Annotated in this window: 15 protein-coding genes; 12 read left to right on the top strand and 3 right to left on the bottom strand. The window is 53.4% G+C overall.

Features of this window, described 5'->3' with window-relative positions; all coding sequences use genetic code 11:
- Positions 1–6 precede the first annotated feature (6 nt).
- The 3 genes from AC3ZPD_RS04215 (at position 7) to AC3ZPD_RS04205 (ending at position 3,061) form a co-directional block, all read left to right on the top strand.
- Positions 7–1,218, top strand: a complete 1,212-nt coding sequence (locus AC3ZPD_RS04215; RefSeq protein WP_490983020.1) for a multidrug efflux MFS transporter — start codon at positions 7–9, stop codon at positions 1,216–1,218.
- A gap of 150 nt (positions 1,219–1,368) precedes the next feature.
- Positions 1,369–1,917, top strand: coding sequence for a polymer-forming cytoskeletal protein (locus tag AC3ZPD_RS04210; RefSeq protein WP_490983019.1), 549 nt, complete (start codon positions 1,369–1,371; stop codon positions 1,915–1,917).
- Between the two features lie 256 nt (positions 1,918–2,173).
- Positions 2,174–3,061 carry an AraC family transcriptional regulator gene (locus tag AC3ZPD_RS04205; protein ID WP_490983018.1) on the top strand — a complete coding sequence of 296 codons (888 nt, stop codon included), beginning with the start codon at positions 2,174–2,176 and terminating at the stop codon, positions 3,059–3,061.
- Positions 3,062–3,217: 156 nt separating this feature from the next.
- On the opposite strand, the gene AC3ZPD_RS04200 is transcribed toward AC3ZPD_RS04205, so the two are convergent.
- Entirely contained in the window at positions 3,218–5,227 is a 2,010-nt protein-coding gene (locus tag AC3ZPD_RS04200; protein ID WP_490983017.1) for a beta-galactosidase trimerization domain-containing protein, read from the bottom strand.
- 133 nt (positions 5,228–5,360) lie between these two features.
- On the opposite strand from AC3ZPD_RS04200, the gene AC3ZPD_RS04195 reads away from it, so the two are divergent.
- From AC3ZPD_RS04195 to AC3ZPD_RS04185, 3 genes are all read left to right on the top strand, one after another.
- Positions 5,361–6,290 carry an AraC family transcriptional regulator gene (locus AC3ZPD_RS04195; RefSeq protein ID WP_490983016.1) on the top strand — a complete coding sequence of 310 codons (930 nt, stop codon included), beginning with the start codon at positions 5,361–5,363 and terminating at the stop codon, positions 6,288–6,290.
- A gap of 41 nt (positions 6,291–6,331) precedes the next feature.
- Positions 6,332–6,532 carry a hypothetical protein gene (locus AC3ZPD_RS04190; protein WP_490983015.1) on the top strand — a complete coding sequence of 67 codons (201 nt, stop codon included), beginning with the start codon at positions 6,332–6,334 and terminating at the stop codon, positions 6,530–6,532.
- A gap of 79 nt (positions 6,533–6,611) precedes the next feature.
- A complete protein-coding gene (locus AC3ZPD_RS04185) occupies positions 6,612–7,730 on the top strand; it encodes an NAD(P)/FAD-dependent oxidoreductase (RefSeq protein WP_490983014.1) in 1,119 nt (372 codons plus the stop codon).
- 29 nt (positions 7,731–7,759) lie between these two features.
- Here AC3ZPD_RS04185 and AC3ZPD_RS04180 read toward each other — a convergent pair whose 3' ends face one another.
- Positions 7,760–8,560 carry a lipase family protein gene (locus AC3ZPD_RS04180; protein WP_490983013.1) on the bottom strand — a complete coding sequence of 267 codons (801 nt, stop codon included), beginning with the start codon at positions 8,558–8,560 and terminating at the stop codon, positions 7,760–7,762.
- A gap of 220 nt (positions 8,561–8,780) precedes the next feature.
- On the opposite strand from AC3ZPD_RS04180, the gene AC3ZPD_RS04175 reads away from it, so the two are divergent.
- A complete protein-coding gene (locus tag AC3ZPD_RS04175) occupies positions 8,781–9,851 on the top strand; it encodes a branched-chain amino acid aminotransferase (RefSeq protein WP_490983012.1) in 1,071 nt (356 codons plus the stop codon).
- A gap of 58 nt (positions 9,852–9,909) precedes the next feature.
- Positions 9,910–10,647 (top strand): MOSC domain-containing protein, encoded by a 738-nt coding sequence (locus AC3ZPD_RS04170; protein ID WP_490983011.1) that lies wholly within the window; start codon positions 9,910–9,912, stop codon positions 10,645–10,647.
- Positions 10,648–10,745: 98 nt separating this feature from the next.
- On the opposite strand, the gene AC3ZPD_RS04165 is transcribed toward AC3ZPD_RS04170, so the two are convergent.
- A complete protein-coding gene (locus tag AC3ZPD_RS04165) occupies positions 10,746–11,390 on the bottom strand; it encodes a TetR/AcrR family transcriptional regulator (protein WP_490983010.1) in 645 nt (214 codons plus the stop codon).
- Between the two features lie 211 nt (positions 11,391–11,601).
- On the opposite strand from AC3ZPD_RS04165, the gene AC3ZPD_RS04160 reads away from it, so the two are divergent.
- The 4 genes from AC3ZPD_RS04160 to AC3ZPD_RS04145 all read left to right on the top strand — a co-directional run bounded on the left by AC3ZPD_RS04160 (position 11,602) and on the right by AC3ZPD_RS04145 (position 16,537).
- Positions 11,602–12,345, top strand: a complete 744-nt coding sequence (locus AC3ZPD_RS04160) for an SDR family oxidoreductase (RefSeq protein ID WP_490983009.1) — start codon at positions 11,602–11,604, stop codon at positions 12,343–12,345.
- Positions 12,346–12,477: 132 nt separating this feature from the next.
- Positions 12,478–14,514: a GTP-binding protein gene (locus tag AC3ZPD_RS04155; RefSeq protein ID WP_490983008.1), complete on the top strand. Its 2,037-nt coding sequence runs from the start codon at positions 12,478–12,480 to the stop codon at positions 14,512–14,514.
- 152 nt (positions 14,515–14,666) lie between these two features.
- Positions 14,667–15,698: an ATP-binding cassette domain-containing protein gene (locus tag AC3ZPD_RS04150; protein ID WP_490983007.1), complete on the top strand. Its 1,032-nt coding sequence runs from the start codon at positions 14,667–14,669 to the stop codon at positions 15,696–15,698.
- The gene (locus tag AC3ZPD_RS04145; protein ID WP_490983006.1) at positions 15,695–16,537 is read left to right on the top strand and encodes an ABC transporter permease; all 843 of its coding nucleotides are present in this window, start codon (positions 15,695–15,697) and stop codon (positions 16,535–16,537) included. Before AC3ZPD_RS04150 ends, AC3ZPD_RS04145 begins: the two co-directional genes overlap by 4 nt.
- Positions 16,538–16,737: the final 200 nt, after the last annotated feature.

Below are 16,737 nucleotides of genomic sequence, written 5' to 3'. Positions count from 1 at the left end.
TTGGATATGCCCATTTGGAAAAGAAACCTGTTCGTCTGCTGGTTCGGCATGTTTGTAACGGGGATCGGTATGAGCCAGATCGCTCCGATCCTGCCGCTCTACATCAAACAGCTCGGCATACAGGACTCAAGTTTGATTACTCAATATACGGGAGTCGCTTTTGGCATTACTTTTATCGTTTCGGCGATATTTTCGCCGATTTGGGGGATGGCGGCGGACAAATACGGACGCAAGCCGATGCTGCTCCGGGCCAGTCTTGGCATGGCGATCGTAATCGGCTGCATGGGGTTTGCGCATAACGTATATATCCTGATCGGACTCCGCTTGCTCCAAGGAATTATCACGGGTTACAGCACGGCCTGTACAACCCTGATCGCTACCCAGACCGATAAAGAGCATTCGGGCTGGGCGCTTGGACTGCTTTCCACCGCGAATATTTCCGGCTCCCTGCTGGGGCCGACCATCGGCGGATTTATTTCCGAGCATTTTGGTCTGCAAAATTCCTTTTTCTTAACCGGCGGGCTGATGCTGGTCGCTTTCCTAACGACCCTTCTGTTCGTTAAAGAAACGTTTACCCGTCAGGATAAACACGTCCTCCGGATGAAAGAGGTGTGGAGCGGGGTTCCTGAAAAAGGATTGACGTTTACGCTGTTTATCACCGCTTTCGTCATTACGGTGGCCATGTATTCGATCGAACCCATTCTTACCGTATACATCACCCAGCTTTCCGGAACTGAAAAACATGCGGCGGTCATTGCCGGCATCACGTTTTCAGCGTCAGGGCTCGCGAATATCCTAGCGGCTCCAAGACTAGGGAAACTGTCGGATAGAACGGGGGCCCATAAGGTTATCCTTATCGCGCTGATCGCGGCCGGTATTTTCTTCATCCCGCAGGCATTTGTCAGCGATCCTTGGCAGCTTGCCGGGCTGCGCTTCCTGGTAGGGCTGGCTGCGGCGGGGCTGAACCCTTCTGTAAATACGCTGCTCAAAAAAATCACGCCGGATACCCTGACCGGCCGGATCTTCGGGTTAAACAATTCGGCTACGTATTTAGGCGCGTTTGCCGGATCTGTATGCGGCGGACAAATTGCCGGATGGTTCGGCTTCCGCGCCGTCTTTTTCACGACAAGCGGGCTGCTGCTGCTCAACGCGCTTTGGGTTTACGTGAAGGCGTACAAACCGCTGAACAGCGGCAAACAAGACCTGCTAAGCAAATGAACTTAAGGGAGAGGTATTTTCCCGGAATAATGTTCACGGGCCGAAAGCCTGTGAGCCTTTTTTTGCACCTATTGTGAAATGAATCACATACTTAAACGGCCAGTTCTATTTATAATTCTCTCAGAAACATCATTAAGGGGGAAATGAACCATGAAAGTAGTCAAAGGTTTGGTAGTCATGGGAATAGCGGCAGCCGTACTGGCCGGTTGCGGTTCCAACAACAACAATGCGGCAAACACGTCTGCAAGCACAGCGGCGGAGCAAACGGATGCCGTTACCACTGCTTCGATCGTCAATCAGGCGGATCCTTTCATCTCTGCGGTGAGCGATAAAGGGAACTGGATCGTAGCGATCCTGAACGACCTTACCGTTGATAAAGACGTGACGGTGTCCGGTGAGTTCCATGACAAAGGCAAAGCCGAAAATGCGATCTACCGCAAACTCGCTTTGTATTCCCAGGATGACAACCATAACATTACAGCCTCTTTCACGCTGACAGTACCTAAGCTGACCGTGCAAAGCGAAAACTTCAAGATCCAGGGCGGTACCGTAAAAGGAGACGTTTATGTTGAGGCAAACGGTTTTACGCTCGACAAAACGGCTACGATCGACGGCAACCTGTACTTCAAGAGCGCTGATCTTCAAGGAACGGCTGTTCTTGACGGCAAGGTAACCGGTGCTAACGAAGTAAAAGAATAAGGAAACGGACACTCCCGGAGTTTCCGGACCGGCCATCCGCCGGCGGCCTGTGGGCCTACCGCTTGAACAGCGGCGGGCTTGCGGGCTTTTTTTAGGGGGAGGAGAGGTTTGTCCGTTCGTTTCTTCATGTTATAGTTCCCTTATAAAACTAAATCGGCTTGCCATTTGGTTCCTGCCGCGATTTTGGTGCACGAACTGTCGGATGCGCGTCTACTTTGTTTGTTAAGCTGTTCATGAGGAAAGGAGGGAAGCTGAGATGAATCCTTTGGAGCCGATGAACAAGGCTATGGCTTATATCGAAGATCATCTGGGCGGTGAAATCGATTATAAAGAAATAGCCCGGCTGGCTTTATGTTCGGAATATCACTTTAAACGGATGTTTTCTTTCCTGTCAGGGGTTCCCTTATCGGAATATATCCGGCGCAGAAGATTAACCTTGGCGGCTTTCGATGTACAGCAAACGGCAACCCGAATCATTGATATTGCATTAGCCTATGGATACCAGTCGCCGGATGCTTTTACAAAAGCTTTTCAGCTTTTTCATGGGATTACGCCTTCGGAAGCCAGAAGCAGCACCCAAGGACATCCGCTAAAGTCCTTTCCCCGCATGACGTTTCAATTAACGATCGAGGGAGGACACGAAATGAATTACCGTATCGTTGAACAGGAGGCTTACCGGATCGTCGGCCTGAAGAAAAGGGTGCCAATCCAGTTTGAGGGCGTCAATCCGGACATTGCGTCCATGTGGGCAAGTCTGGATGAGGCCAAAATCAACCGGATCAAAGCGTTATCCGACAGAGAGCCGCACGGACTGATCAGCGCATCTGCAAATTTTTCTGAAGGACGCATGGAGGAAAAAGGCGAGCTGGATCATTATATCGGGGCGGCGACCACGCAAGTTTGTCCGGAGGACTTGGACAGCCTTGAGGTTCAAGCCGGGACGTGGGCCGTATTTACGGCAGTGGGTCCTTTTCCTCAAACGCTGCAGGAGGTGTGGGGGCAAATTTATGCCGAGTGGTTCCCTTCCTCGGGTTATGAGTCGGCGGAAGGCCCGGAAATATTATGGAATGAAAGCAAGGACGTCTCGTCGCCTCGGTTTAAGAGCGAAATTTGGGTTCCTGTCAGACGTTCGGCGAAAAGTTAGCTGATTTAAGCGTGGGGACTCGCAAAATTGTGACCGGCTGGCTATACAGAGTTATTAAATATTGATCAAAATGAAAGGGTTATGAAAACCAAAGCCACCTCATGGTGGCTTTGGTTTGCCTGCCTGGCTATTGTATGTAATGAATCCAGAAGGCGCCTAAAACTGCAGCACCACCATTTGATGACAGGACCAGGCCGGAATTTCGCTGGTAACCCTTCCATACTCCTGCCGGAAGGGGAGGGGCACTCCTTGCGGAGCCAAATAGACATTTTTCACTTCTTCAGGAACGGCTGCGGTAAAACGGGTATCGGCCAGCGCCGGCAGATCTTCAATCACCTCTACGTTTTGTCCCCTTTTAACAGGAGGCCCGTAAAGCAAGTGAATAATCCAGCGGTTTTCGTCATCCTGCTTCTGCAGCGTAACGATGCCTTGTGCCGGAAGATGAACGTCGATCGTTTTAGTTCCCGAATCGTTTGAGCGGTCAGGCTTGCCAGAAGTGGAGGCCAGCAGACGATCCAGCGCAAATTTTACGATTTCTTTGACAGGCAAACTTCCTTTAAGCGCATAATCCTCAAACAGGCTCCAGGCGATATAAATGCCGTCCGGCCCTTCCGTCATGCCTGGCCCCGCTTCCTGCAGATTGGAAGGGGTATGCTGATGGGAGGAGAAGGTGAACAGGTCGCGGTTGAAATAAGGATTTTCCCGTTTGGCTAGCTTAACGCCGTCCGGCGCGAGCGTCACGTCCTGGCCTTCCGAGTACATGACGAACGAAGCGCTGAGAAGGGAAGAAAGCTCGAATTCCGGCCGGCAGTAGGAAGGTTTAAAAGATGAGTCTCCCTGCCAAACAGCGCCCAGGTTGAACTCGAAACCTGATCCTTCGGGAGATAATCCGGACCGGCCGGTGGCCAGAAGTTTGCCGCCTTTTTCAAGAAAGGCGGCAAGCTTCGCTTTCAGTGGTTTAGTGATGCCGATGGAGTCCGGCAGGACCAAAACCTTGTATCGGCTCCAGTCGCTCTCCGTGTCCACGACATCAAACAGATAGTGGCCTTCGAGCAGGATGCGCACAGCGCCGGTATCCCCGTGGCCCAGTTCAACCTGCTGGCGGCCAAAAGAGTGGCCGGCGGCTTCGACCGACAGCAGTCCGATATCCGCGATTGAAGAGGTACCGCGGCACCAAGCTTCTTTGGCTTCGACCTCCTTGTAGGCTTCGCCGATTAACGCATAGGTAGCCGGGTCCATAAACCCTGAAGGGTGCAGCTGGTCGCCGATGGAGCAGCGGGCGCCGTTGGCCAGACTGAGCGCCGTTTCATAACGGAGCGCGTTAGGATGCTTGAAGCCGCCGAATTCTCCCCACGACAGGTGGAATTTACCCGTCATGCCAAGGAATTCAACGCCTAACCCTTGGGCATATCTGGCCGATAACGGAAAATGATCGTAGCCCCAGCCGCCCGTAGGCAGCGATTCAAGCTCTAGGTGGGTGTTCACATAAGCCAGATCCCGCCGTCCCCGGGTGACGTGGCTCCCATTGTGAAAAACAGGCAGCCCGGGTTTCACCGCATGCACGGTATCGTTCATCCGTCGGGTATAGCTGAAATACGTTTCCTCCCATAAGGTTTTCATATCCTCTTTGTTGCGTGGGTCCGAGCCGCGCCTGCGGATTTCGGCTACGCAGAACTGGCAGTAGCACTCCCTCACGCCCACGATATCCAGAAAAATGCCGTCCGCCTCATAGTGCGTCACCACCTCATGCACCTGTTCAGCAAGAAGGTCCAGGTAAGGCGTATTCATGCAAAACTGATGATAACCGGGCGTCATAAAGTCGGCGACCCAGCTGATCCGCTCCTGTTGATCGCGGATCAGCCACTCGGGATGCCTGCGAGCCAGCTTCTCATCAAGTCCGGCGGACAGATAGACCGGCGTTTTGACGCCGATTTCGTGCGCCGCCTCAATTTGCGCGCCCAGCAGGTCAAACGACAAATGCGGGTGTATTTCATTAGCGGTAGACGGGTGATAGGCCCAGCCATGATGGCATTTGGCGAACACGGTGATGGAATCGACGCGGCCAAGCCTCAGCATGTCCTGAAACTGCTGTTTGGAGAAGTCGCGGCCAATTTCGCTGATTGCTTCGGAAGTGTGAAAATCCAGATGAACCTGACGAAATCGCATAGGTTATATCTCCTTAATATTAAATTTTGGAATCAGATGATATCTACCACTTTACTTGATTTATTGCCTTGATAAAGCTGACAATTTCTACTTTATATAGTACAATTTCTACATCTTTGGAGGGGGTGTTGGGATGCGGATTTTGCAGCTGCGGATTCCCCCGTTTCCGCTTCTGGCCGCCGTAGGGCATACGGTTTGGCAGCCCGGAATCATTCATGGCGAGCGCCGGTTTGAGGCGTATGACCTCATATTTTGCGCTAGGGGTGTTTTGTATATGGAGGAAGAGGGCGTGAAATATCCGGTTACGCAAGGCAAACTGCTGATTCTGGAGCCGGGGAAACGCCATCGCGGTTACCGCCCGTCTGAAACCGAAACGGAGGTGTACTGGATCCATTTCCGTTATCCGCAGGATCATGCAAGCGAGGCCGACGCGGATAACCTCCCGGGGCAAACTCTGCTTGGGCGGACGGATCAGGAGGTCGAACCTCCGCCTGGCGCCGTCGATCTTCCCAAGTTTGCGGACATGGACAGGCAGACGGTCCTCCCGCTGCTCGACGAGCTGCTGGAACTGCACGGGACCTTGACCTTTTCGCGTTCCTATGAACTGCAGATCACTTTCGGCAGGCTGCTGCTCGCGCTTCAAAACGGGCTGAGGAGCAGCGGACCGCTGCCTCTTTCTTACCGGCTCAGCGAACTAACAGCCGCTTATTTGGCGGAAAGGCTGGAAACCCCGTTTAGTTCGGCGCAAATGGAGAGCGATTTGCACTACCATTTCGACTATCTGGCTCGCTGCTTGAAAAAGCATACAGGCATGAGCCCGCTAACCTACAGGCATCACCTGCAGATGGAAAAAGCCAAACGGCTGCTTGCGCATTCGGACCACCCGCTCATACGGGTCGGCGAGCTGTGCGGCATCCCGGATCCCAATTATTTCACCCGTTTGTTCAAACGGTTGATTTTGATGACTCCCGGCGAATACCGGAGCAGGTATCGGGTATCCGGCATCATGTATTTAGGAGTCCCCGTAAAAAACAACCCAAATAGCGAGGCGAATGAAGAATAAAAAGATGAGGGGGTTTTTGGCTGTATAAAGAGTTTAAATCTATGCTGGATGAGAGCAACCGCTCCAAGCTAACTCTATTGCAAAAACAAATGGATTTATATGCAGGAGTAGAATCTGCGATTGCAGCTGTGCTTAGAAATCCGGCGGCCTATATATCGTTTTTCTTCGGATTTATGCTGCTGCTGGCCTTTGTGAGCGTTAGCCGTTCAAATCCTTGCATTCATTGGATTCGTCAGCAGTAAAAGGAAGGAGAAGATCATCCTTACATAACTTGACCGCTCTTTTTCCAAACAAAGACATTCAAAAAAAGGAAGCTAAAACATGCAAAAATATATCGTAATCGGGGCCGGGATTTTAGGCGCGTCTGCGGCGTATCAGCTGGCCCGCCGCGGCGCCGATGTAACCATCGTGGACCGGCAGGAATCAGGCCAGGCAACGGACGCGGCAGCGGGCATTATTTGTCCGTGGATTTCCAAAAGGCGCAACAAAGTTTGGTACAAGCTGGCAAGGGAAGGAGCAAAATTTTATCCTTCTTTGATCAGGGAACTGGAGAATGAAGGCGAGACCAACACCGGCTATGCCCAAGTAGGCGCTTTGCGGCTGGAGGAAGAGATCGCCAAGCTCGAGGAGCTGCGGCAGATTGCCTTGAAAAGGAAAAACGAAGCTCCGGAAATGGGGGAACTCTCGCTGCTTTCCCCGGAAGAGGTTCGGCAGCTGTTTCCTCTGCTGGATGAAAAATACAGCGCTCTTTATGTGGGAGGAGCCGCCCGAGTGGACGGGCGGGCACTGCGGAATGCCCTGCTCCGGTCGGCGGCAAGGCATGGTGCCGAACTGCTGAGTGGTGAAGCGGAGTTAAGTTTCGAGGGGAGTGCGGCCAAAGGAATCGTGATGGACGGCCGGAGGCTGGAAGCCGATGCCGTGCTCGTTTGTGCCGGAGCTTGGGCCGGGCCGTTGCTGGAACCGCTGGGCGTTAAATTCAACGTAACTTACCAGAAGGCTCAAATCGTGCATCTGGCGTTGCATGGAGCCGATACGGACGGATGGCCGGTGGTCATGCCGCCCGGCGACCAGTATATTCTGGCTTTTCCCGGCCAGAGGCTTGTCCTTGGCGCCACCCATGAAAACCATCCGCGAGGCTACGATACCCGGGTGACGGCCGGCGGTCTTCAGGAAGTGCTGAACAAGGGGCTTGAGCACGCACCGGGGCTGAATGAGGGAGCTTTTCTGGAGGCCAGGGTCGGCTTCCGTCCTTTCACGCCCGGATTTCTGCCGGTCATAGGTCCGCTGCCCGGCTGGGAAAAAATTTATATGGCCAACGGTCTCGGGGCATCCGGACTGACGATGGGCCCGTATGTGGGGCTGCAGCTGGCGAAATTGGCTCTTGGCCTTCAATTGGATATTGAAGTGGAAAATTATAAAGTTGAAGGCGCCATGGATTAACAGCGCTTTTTCAGCGCTCTCTCAATGTCCTACAACCCGCTATCCGCTTCAATGGGACAAAATCCGGGGTACATTGCGGTCAACCGGTGTGCAAATTCAGGGTCAAGTTTGGACAATTCCCCGAAATAACTGCCAATAACATGATTAGGGCCAAACGCTCCGTTGAGAAAGGTCATCTGGGAGAGGGTCCGGACATGACTATAGTAATACCTTTTCTCCCGATTCGGCAGTTTGTAAACCGAAGGAGGCGCCATAGTCACAACGTCGAACAAGTTTGCAAAACGCCAGGCGTTGGGCACATATTTTGCAAACGCTGCGGCAAAATCAGGGTCGCCGACGCGCGGCGAGCCAAAGGTATACAGGTAAGGATTTCGGAAAGCGGTGTTGGCGGCAACATCGGCTGCACACAAGGTAGCCAGGGCGGCGCCCAGGCTATGTCCGGTAATGAATAAGGATTTTTCTGGCGGAAGTTTGGATAATGCGCCCACCAGTTCCTTGCGGGCCGAAGCATAAATGGAGGTAAAACCAAGGTGCGTCTGGGGCTTTTCCGGAATGTATTTAAAGGTTTGCTGCGTGGCGAGCAGATCGGAGATCCAGTTAGGAGCGGAACTGGTTCCGCGGAACGCTAGGATCAGCTCATCAGGGGCTTCCAGGATGAAACCAAACGTTTCCCGGCGGCGGGTGAGGGACTTGGCTTTAATAACATGGCAGACGGTATAAGGGGATGGAACGACAAATAAACCGTCCGGATGATCAAATTGGGCATAGGTTTGCGAACAGACGGCGGCCAGGAATATAGCCCGCTGGCGATGAATGCTGCTGTCGGTCATTAGCCTCCCCCCTTCTACTCCTTTATTTATGCCAGCGGGGAGGAAGCCATGTCTGGCCGCATTAAAAAAGCACGTATTCCTTTTTAAAACTTCCAAAGGCACAGGGATAGCTTTGTCCAATACCTTATAACTATAAGTCGTCGATAAAATAGATATTTCCAATATGGCCTCAGATGAGTTACGATTAATGAATAATCTTATCTATAAAGGGTGACATGAGATGACACAACCAATCCAGATCGAACGCACAACCACTCCCAAACCGAAACCTGCGGCGAGCGAATTAGGATTCGGAAAATATTTTACGGATCATATGTTCATTCTCGACTATGAGGAGGGCAAGGGCTGGCACAATGCGCGGATCGTACCTTACCAGCCGATTGCTATGGATCCTGCGGCCAAAGTTTTCCATTATGGCCAAACGATTTTTGAAGGGTTGAAGGCGTACAGAACCGAAGCGGGCGAGGTCGTGCTTTTCCGTCCGGACATGAACATGAAACGATTGAACCGCTCGAACGACCGCATGAGCATTCCGGCCGTTGATGAACAGTTGGGGCTTGAAGCGCTCCGCCAGCTGATCAAGCTTGATCAGGACTGGATTCCGGATGCTCCCGAGACCTCTCTTTATGTGAGACCGTTTGTCATCGCAACGGAGCCGGCTTTGGGCGTTTCGCCCGCGAAAACTTATAAATTTATGATCATCCTTTCTCCGGTTGGAACCTATTACGCGGAAGGAATCAAGCCGGTTTCCATCTACGTCGAGTCCGATTATGCCCGTTCCGTGGTAGGCGGAGTAGGCCATGTCAAAACCGCAGGCAACTATGCGGCAGGACTGAAAGCACAGGAAGGCGCGACGGCCCTCGGTTATTCGCAGGTTCTTTGGCTGGACGGCGTGCACCGTAAATATGTGGAAGAAGTCGGCAGCATGAACGTGTTTTTCCGCATTAACGATAAAGTTGTAACGCCGGCTCTGACAGGCGGTTTGCTCCCGGGCATCACGCGGGATTCCGTTCTCCAGTTGCTGAAGCATTGGGGCGTAGAGGTCGAAGAACGCCTTATCTCGATCGACGAGCTGGTTCAAGCCCAGAAGGACGGCAGTCTGAAGGAGATGTTCGGCACCGGCACGGCGGCTGTGATTTCCCCGGTCGGCTCGCTGTACTGGAAGGGCGAAAAACTCATCATCGGCGAAGGAGAAACCGGAGAATTATCGGCCCGCATTTACGAGACCATCACGGAGATTCAAACCGGCAAAGCCGAAGATCCGTTCGGCTGGCGGGTTGTTGTAGAATAAGCTGATAAGCTGCAAAGCTTGAAATCGGACTCCGAAATCGGAGACTGGAGGCATTCTGGTGTACAAGACAGTGGGAAACATCCGCGAAATCAACCGGTATCCGGTTAAGTCCATGGGCGGAGAAGCTTTGGAGGCTTGTACGATCGAGACCTACGGCATGCGAGGGGACCGGATGTGTTCCTTCCGCGATGAATCCAAGCAGGACTGGTGGAAATACGTGACAGCGCGTAACACGCCTTCAATGCTCACTTATCAGGCCCGGTACAGCGATGAAGACGGCATTCGTGTCCTCACTCCGGGCGGGCGGATTTTTGGCTGGGAGGACGACCTGCTCCAGGAAATTCAGGTGCTCGTTAAAAAGCCGATTTCCATGTCCCGCATGATGGAGCCTCATCCGGAACTCCAGCATTCCCGGCTGTTATCGGTGGATGGGGCAAGCCTGCTGCTGGTAACGGATGCGAGTCTGCGCAAACTGGAGGCTCTGTGGGGCAAACCGGTGGACCAGCGGCGTTTCCGCGGGAATTTCGTGATTGCCCTGAACGACGATTCCCTGTTTGAAGGGGACTGGATCGGGCGGGAGCTGGAAATCGGCGAAGTCCGCCTTAAGGTGGACAGCTTCTGCGAGCGCTGCGTCTTCATAACGATTGATCCCGACAGCCAGCAGAAGGACCCGACCTTGCTGAGAAAGGTCAACGAAGATTTTGGGCTGCACTTTGGCGTTTACGCTTCCGTGATCCGAACGGGCGAAATCCGCCGGGGAGATGCCGTTGTTTTGGTGGACGGACAGAGTTCTTAATAGACGAGCCTGCCCGCGTAAAAATAAAAATAAAGAAGCCGGTCCGTAAATCACAGATCGGCTTCTTTATTTTGAGATTCCTTTTGATTAGCCGATGATTACCGGCTGTCGCCTGAAATCACTTCGTTTTTCTCCAGCAGCCTCCAAAGCTGATCCGCCATATAAGCAGGGGGATGGGGCATTTGATGTTTGATCCACCATTCCACGATGCCAACAAAGGAAGCAGCCATGAATTGGGCGTTTAATTCGGGGTCGATTCCGGATTGCCCTTTTTGGTGATCCAGCTTCATTTTGATGTTGTCTGAAACAAACTGCAGCAAACGTTCCCGGAATAAAGAGCTCCGCTGATTGGCGAGCATGGCGGAGAAAAAGAGATAGTTCTGCTGCAGAAAAACAAATACGGGTACAAGCTCGCTGATCAGCGAAATTTGCCCGCCCGCTTCCGGATCATGATTGCAGAAGGCAATCAGCTGGTCCAGATGGTCTTCGATGCTTTTATCCAGCAGATCGTACTTATCACTGTAATGCAAATAAACGGTTCCACGGTTTACGTTGGCCTTGGCGGCGATATCGTTAATTGTGATTTGTTCAAGCCCTTTCTCAGCAAACAACTCCAGAAAGGCCCGGTTAATGGCGGTTTTCGTTTTGATGACGCGCAGATCCGTTTTAACGCCTGCGGCCCCATTTCTGCCCGTGTCGCTGCCCATACCGTTCCCCGTACCGTTAACTTTACCGCTGCTCATCCCCGTTTTGCCTGCCTCCCTCTGAAAAATTACGATCCGTCTTTTTAAGTTATTCAACAGCTTTCCCGCTTCTGTTCAATACGGGACAAAACCGCAAAGATTAACGATTGTAAGCCGCCGTCGTTTCTCTATAATACTAATCAACGGACGTTAAATAATCAACACGTGTTGAATTGATAAAATGAGGAGAGGAAAAAAAAGGATGAATCAAATGAGGAATCAAATTCAGGGAAAAGTTATTGTCATTACAGGAGCGTCCAGCGGGATCGGGGAAGCGACGGCCAAAGGGCTGGCCCAGCACGGGGGCAAAGTGGTCTTGGCGGCAAGGCGGGAAGAACGTCTGCAGGCCTTGACCTCCGAAATTCGGCAGGCTGGAGGAGAAGCTGTTTTTCGCAAAACAGACGTAATCTCCCGGACGGATATGGAGGAGCTGGCGGAGTTTGCCCTTGAGCAGTATGGACGGATCGATGTGCTGGTCAACAATGCCGGAATTATGCCGGTCTCAAGGCTTAGCGAGCTGCGGGTATCGGATTGGGAGCGGATGATCGATGTCAATATAAAAGGGGTGCTGTACGGCATTGCAGCCGTTCTTCCAGCGATGAAGGAACGGCAGGCAGGTCATATCATCAACGTGGCTTCGGTAGCGGGACATGAGGTCAGCCCGACCTCATCGGTATACAGTGCCACCAAATTTGCGGTAAGAGCCATTGCGGAAGGGCTGCGGCAGGAGGAATCGCCTTCTTCCCGGATCCGGTCCACCGTCATTTCACCGGGAATTACGGACTCGGAGCTGTTCGGCACCGTCACCAGTCCGGAGATACAGGCCATGACGGGACAGTTCAGACAACTCGCCATGTCCCCTGAGGCGATAGTAAGAGCGGTCGCTTTTGCCATCAATGAGCCGGAAGAGGTGGGCGTTAACGAGATCATTTTGAGACCTACGGTACAGCCTTGAGGGTAGGGTTTGAGAACCCTTAATTAAGAAAAGAAAAGAAATGGCAAGCCCCCTTATCCCGTTCCCCTAAAATCTGCTATCATGAGAGTTGCTGGCAAGTAGGCGATAGCATGACCAAAGGAGCGGGACAGCATGTACAAAACGATCGGGCTGTTTGCCCATGTCGATGCGGGCAAGACGACATTGGCCGAGCAGCTTCTTTTTCATACAGGGACCATCAAACAGCGCGGACGGGTCGATCACCGCGACGCTTATCTGGACAACCACGAGATCGAAAAAGCCAGGGGCATAACGGTATTTGCCGACCAGGCGATCCTGCCGTACAAACAGTCCGTACTGCAGGTGATCGATACGCCGGGACACGTCGATTTCTCCCCGGAGATGGAGCGGGCGATTCAGGTGCTGGACGGTGCCGTCGTGATCCTCAGCGCGGTCGAAGGGGTCCAGGGCCATACGGAAACCGTCTGGCAGCTGCTGCGCAAACATAACGTGCCCACTTTTCTGTTCGTCAATAAAATGGACCGCACGGGCGCGGACAAAACCCGCGTGCTGGAGGAAATCCGCCGGCAGCTAACGGGCGACGCTTATGATTGTACCGATTCGCCGTTTCTTTTGGCGGGATCCGATCCCCAGTTAGAGGAGTTTGCGGCGGAACGGGATGAGGGTTATCTGGAGGCTTATTTAAACGGCGCCTTTACTTCAGAGGCGTGGATGTCTGCCTTGAGGGAATTGGTCGGCAGCGGCCGGCTGTTCCCGGTTTTAAGCGGAAGCGCCCTTCAGGATGAAGGCGTCCAGGAGCTGCTGGAATGGGCGGACCGGCTGCTTTGCCCGGATTATGCGGCTCTGGGGAGTGAAACGTTTGCCGGCAGGGTTTACAAAATCCGTCATGACGACAATGGCGTAAGGACTACTTATATAAAAATTTTAAGCGGCCGGCTGCGGGTTCGCGACGAGGTGGCTTACGACAGTTCGGCGGTTCTCCAGACAACCGAACCTCTAACAGCCGAGCCAGAAACAACAGAATCTGAAACACCAGCCCCCCAAACGGTTTATGAAAAAATCACGCAAATCCGCCTCGTCTCCGGGCATAAATTCAAGATAGTGGACGAGGCGGCTGCGGGCCAATTGATCGCCGTTGCCGGCCTTTCGGAAGCGGCTGCCGGTCAGGGGCTGGGAACCCTGCGGGACCGGAAAAACTACGATATGGTGCCAGCCCTGACTGCCAAAGTGTTTCACGATCAGGCCCTTGCCGTCAAAGACGTCCTGCGGGCCTTCCGTCTGCTGGAAGCGGAAGATCCGACGCTGAAAGCGCTGTGGGAGGAGCAGCTGCAGGAAATCCATATTCACGTGATGGGCGTCATTCAGCTGGAGGTGCTTGAGCAGCTCGCCAAAGAACGTTTCGGCATGGACATTTCCTTCGGCCAACCGGAGATTTTATACAAAGAAACGATCGCGGAACCGGTGCGGGGTTACGGCCATTTCGAACCGCTTCGCCACTATGCGGAGGTGCATTTGAAGCTGGAGCCGGGGGAGCGGGGGAGCGGCATCACCTTCGTGAATGTCTGTCACGTCGAAGACTTGACGGCAGGCAACCAGAATTTGATCCGGCACCATCTGTTTGAGCGCGAGCATCACGGTCTGCTGACCGGTTCGCCGCTGACCGATGTGCGGATCACGCTGCTGACCGGACGGGCGCATAATAAACACACGCATGGCGGGGATTTCCGGGAAGCGGCTTACCGGGCGCTAAGACAAGGGCTGGAGAAGGCGCACAACGTACTGTTGGAGCCTTATTATGACTTCAGGCTGCGCGTCGGCCTGGACGAAATGGGGCGGGTGCTGTCCGACATCCAGCTGGCCTATGGCACGTTCGAGCCTCCTGCAATGGCGGAAGGTCACGTCCTGCTGGAGGGGCGCGTTCCCGTAGCAACCTTCCTGGATTACCCGACCGAATTTGCGGCCCTTACCCATGGCAAAGGATCGCTCCGCTTAACCTTCGGCGGTTATGACGTCTGCCACAATGCCGAAGAGGTTATTGCGCGCAGGGGTTATGATAAAAATGCGGACCCGATGTATACGTCGTCCTCGATTTTTTGCGCCAAAGGGGCCGGATTTTCCGTGCCTTGGGAAGAGGCAGAGCAGATGATGCATATTGAAAAAGAAGCCTGACACGCGAAAAAACCGCGAGTCTCAGCCAGGGAGCCGCGTTTTTTTGCTTTATGGGTTTTCTTCCTGTTCATATTCAGTTCATAAAGATCCGGTAGTCTCCTACTATAAACGATGATTCAGGCAGTAAAACGTTATCAGGAGGAGAATCCAAAATGAATCCAACCTACAGAAAAAGCGGCTTGTCCGCCCCAGGCGACCTGGCGATCGAAGCGGCAGGGCTTGTCAAAACGTTTGGCGACAACCAGGCGGTAGACGGCGTCAACCTTCAGGTCCGTTCCGGTTGTATCTATGGCGTGCTGGGTCCTAACGGCGCCGGAAAAACTACTACGATCCGCATGTTGTCCACCCTGCTGCGGCCGGATGCAGGGACGGCCCGGATCTTTGGGCATGATGTGACCTCTGAACCGCATATTGTTCGTCAGCTTATCGGCGTGACGGGTCAATATGCATCCGTGGACGAGGCGCTCAGCGCAACCGAAAATCTCGTTATATTTTCCAGGCTGCTTGGACTGGGGCGCGCCGAGGCGCGGCGCAAAGCGGCAGACCTGCTCGAGGAATTCGGGCTGACGGAAGCGGCCAAACGTCCGCTTAAGCATTTCTCGGGCGGCATGCGCCGCCGATTGGACCTGGCCGCGAGCCTGATCGCACAGCCGCCGCTTATTTTTCTGGACGAACCTACTACAGGGCTGGACCCGCGTACCCGCACGCAGATGTGGGATACGATCCGGCGGCTGGTGCAATCGGGTTCAACGGTTTTGCTGACAACGCAATATTTGGAGGAAGCCGACCAGCTGGCTGACCGGATCGCGGTCATCGACAGGGGGCATGTCGTTGCCGAAGGAACGGTGGATGAGCTGAAAGCCTCAATCGGCACGTCTTCGCTGCATTTGCGGATCCTGGATCCGGAAGAGCTGGAAGCGGCGCGGCTGACGGTAGAACGGGTTCTGCGGGTCCAGGCAGGCGTTTCTGCGGAAGCGGCTAAAATAACGGCGCCGATGGCCGAAGCCGACCTGGTGACCGATCTGCTGGTTGAGCTAAGGGAAGCCGGTATCCGGCTGGCTGAAATGAGCGTGCAGAAGCCAACGCTGGATGAGGTCTTTTTGACGATTACGGGCAGCGGAGCGAAAGACAATAAATCTGGGGCGCCGGATCCATCGAAAGTATTGGAGGGAGCAAGAGGATGAGCCAAACCAACGGGACGAATGCTTTTAATGCCGGTCCGCAAACGCCGGGAACCGCGCGGCAATTGAGAAAAAGGACCAGCTTCGGCCAGTCGCTGCGCAACTCGCTGACGATGGCTTACCGCGGGCTGCTGAAGATACGCCGTACCCCCGAGCAGTTGTTTGACGTGACGCTTCAGCCTATTATTTTCACATTAATGTTTACTTACATCTTCGGCGGAGCCATTTCGGGCGATATCCAAAGCTACCTGCCAGTCATTATTCCGGGTATTCTGGTCCAAACCGTGATCACGACTTCGATCGTAACCGGGGTCCAGCTGCGCGAGGATATGGAAAAAGGGGTCTTTGACCGCTTCAAATCGCTGCCGATCGCACGTATCGCCCCGCTGGCCGGAGCTTTATTGGCGGATACCATCCGTTATACGATTGCCACCGTGCTGACTTTTGGTATGGGATATATTATGGGCCTGCGGCCGGAGGGCGGCTTTGGCAACGTCGTTGTGGCGGGAATCCTTGTCATTGCCTGCTCTTGGGCGATCAGCTGGATTTTTGCTTTCTTTGGAGTCATCGCGCGGACGGCTTCAAGCGTTCAGGGAATATCCATGATCGTTTTGTTCCCGCTGACCTTTTTGTCGAACGCTTTTGTTCCGGTGGACACCATGCCCAACTGGCTGCAATGGTTTGTCAAGGCGAATCCGATTTCGCATCTGGTAACGGCGGTCAGGGATTTGGTCAACTCGGGCACTTACGGCAGCGATTTGTTGTTTTCGCTGATCGGCGCTGCGGCTGTGGTCGCGATTTTTGCCCCGATTACGGTAAGGGCTTATATGCGGAGAACCTGAGGATTGGAAGAGTTATAAAAATAAGGGCTTGTAGGCGGCTGCCTGCAGGCCTTTTTCTTATGCGTCCAAACGAGTTCATTATCCAGGCTTTACAATTGACTCTAAGTCAACTATAATCGATTTCGAGTCAACTATAATTGACTTTAAGTCGATTGAGAGATGATAAAGCTGGGAACTGAACTTAAAGAGCGGAGGAATAA

The organism is Paenibacillus mobilis, from assembly GCF_058267595.1.
The sequence above is the reverse complement of the archived record's forward strand: the minus strand, read 5'-3'. Positions and strand labels throughout refer to the sequence as shown.

Excerpts from the sequence above, each read along its gene's own strand:
- AC3ZPD_RS04215 (WP_490983020.1), top strand. The coding sequence starts at position 7 with ATGCCCATTTGGAAAAGAAACCTGTTCGTCTGCTGGTTCGGCATGTTT.
- AC3ZPD_RS04210 (WP_490983019.1), top strand. The coding sequence starts at position 1,369 with ATGAAAGTAGTCAAAGGTTTGGTAGTCATGGGAATAGCGGCAGCCGTA.
- AC3ZPD_RS04205 (WP_490983018.1), top strand. The coding sequence starts at position 2,174 with ATGAATCCTTTGGAGCCGATGAACAAGGCTATGGCTTATATCGAAGAT.
- AC3ZPD_RS04200 (WP_490983017.1), bottom strand. The coding sequence starts at position 5,227 with ATGCGATTTCGTCAGGTTCATCTGGATTTTCACACTTCCGAAGCAATC.
- AC3ZPD_RS04195 (WP_490983016.1), top strand. The coding sequence starts at position 5,361 with ATGCGGATTTTGCAGCTGCGGATTCCCCCGTTTCCGCTTCTGGCCGCC.
- AC3ZPD_RS04190 (WP_490983015.1), top strand. The coding sequence starts at position 6,332 with ATGCTGGATGAGAGCAACCGCTCCAAGCTAACTCTATTGCAAAAACAA.
- AC3ZPD_RS04185 (WP_490983014.1), top strand. The coding sequence starts at position 6,612 with ATGCAAAAATATATCGTAATCGGGGCCGGGATTTTAGGCGCGTCTGCG.
- AC3ZPD_RS04180 (WP_490983013.1), bottom strand. The coding sequence starts at position 8,560 with ATGACCGACAGCAGCATTCATCGCCAGCGGGCTATATTCCTGGCCGCC.
- AC3ZPD_RS04175 (WP_490983012.1), top strand. The coding sequence starts at position 8,781 with ATGACACAACCAATCCAGATCGAACGCACAACCACTCCCAAACCGAAA.
- AC3ZPD_RS04165 (WP_490983010.1), bottom strand. The coding sequence starts at position 11,390 with ATGAGCAGCGGTAAAGTTAACGGTACGGGGAACGGTATGGGCAGCGAC.
- AC3ZPD_RS04160 (WP_490983009.1), top strand. The coding sequence starts at position 11,602 with ATGAGGAATCAAATTCAGGGAAAAGTTATTGTCATTACAGGAGCGTCC.
- AC3ZPD_RS04155 (WP_490983008.1), top strand. The coding sequence starts at position 12,478 with ATGTACAAAACGATCGGGCTGTTTGCCCATGTCGATGCGGGCAAGACG.
- AC3ZPD_RS04150 (WP_490983007.1), top strand. The coding sequence starts at position 14,667 with ATGAATCCAACCTACAGAAAAAGCGGCTTGTCCGCCCCAGGCGACCTG.
- AC3ZPD_RS04145 (WP_490983006.1), top strand. The coding sequence starts at position 15,695 with ATGAGCCAAACCAACGGGACGAATGCTTTTAATGCCGGTCCGCAAACG.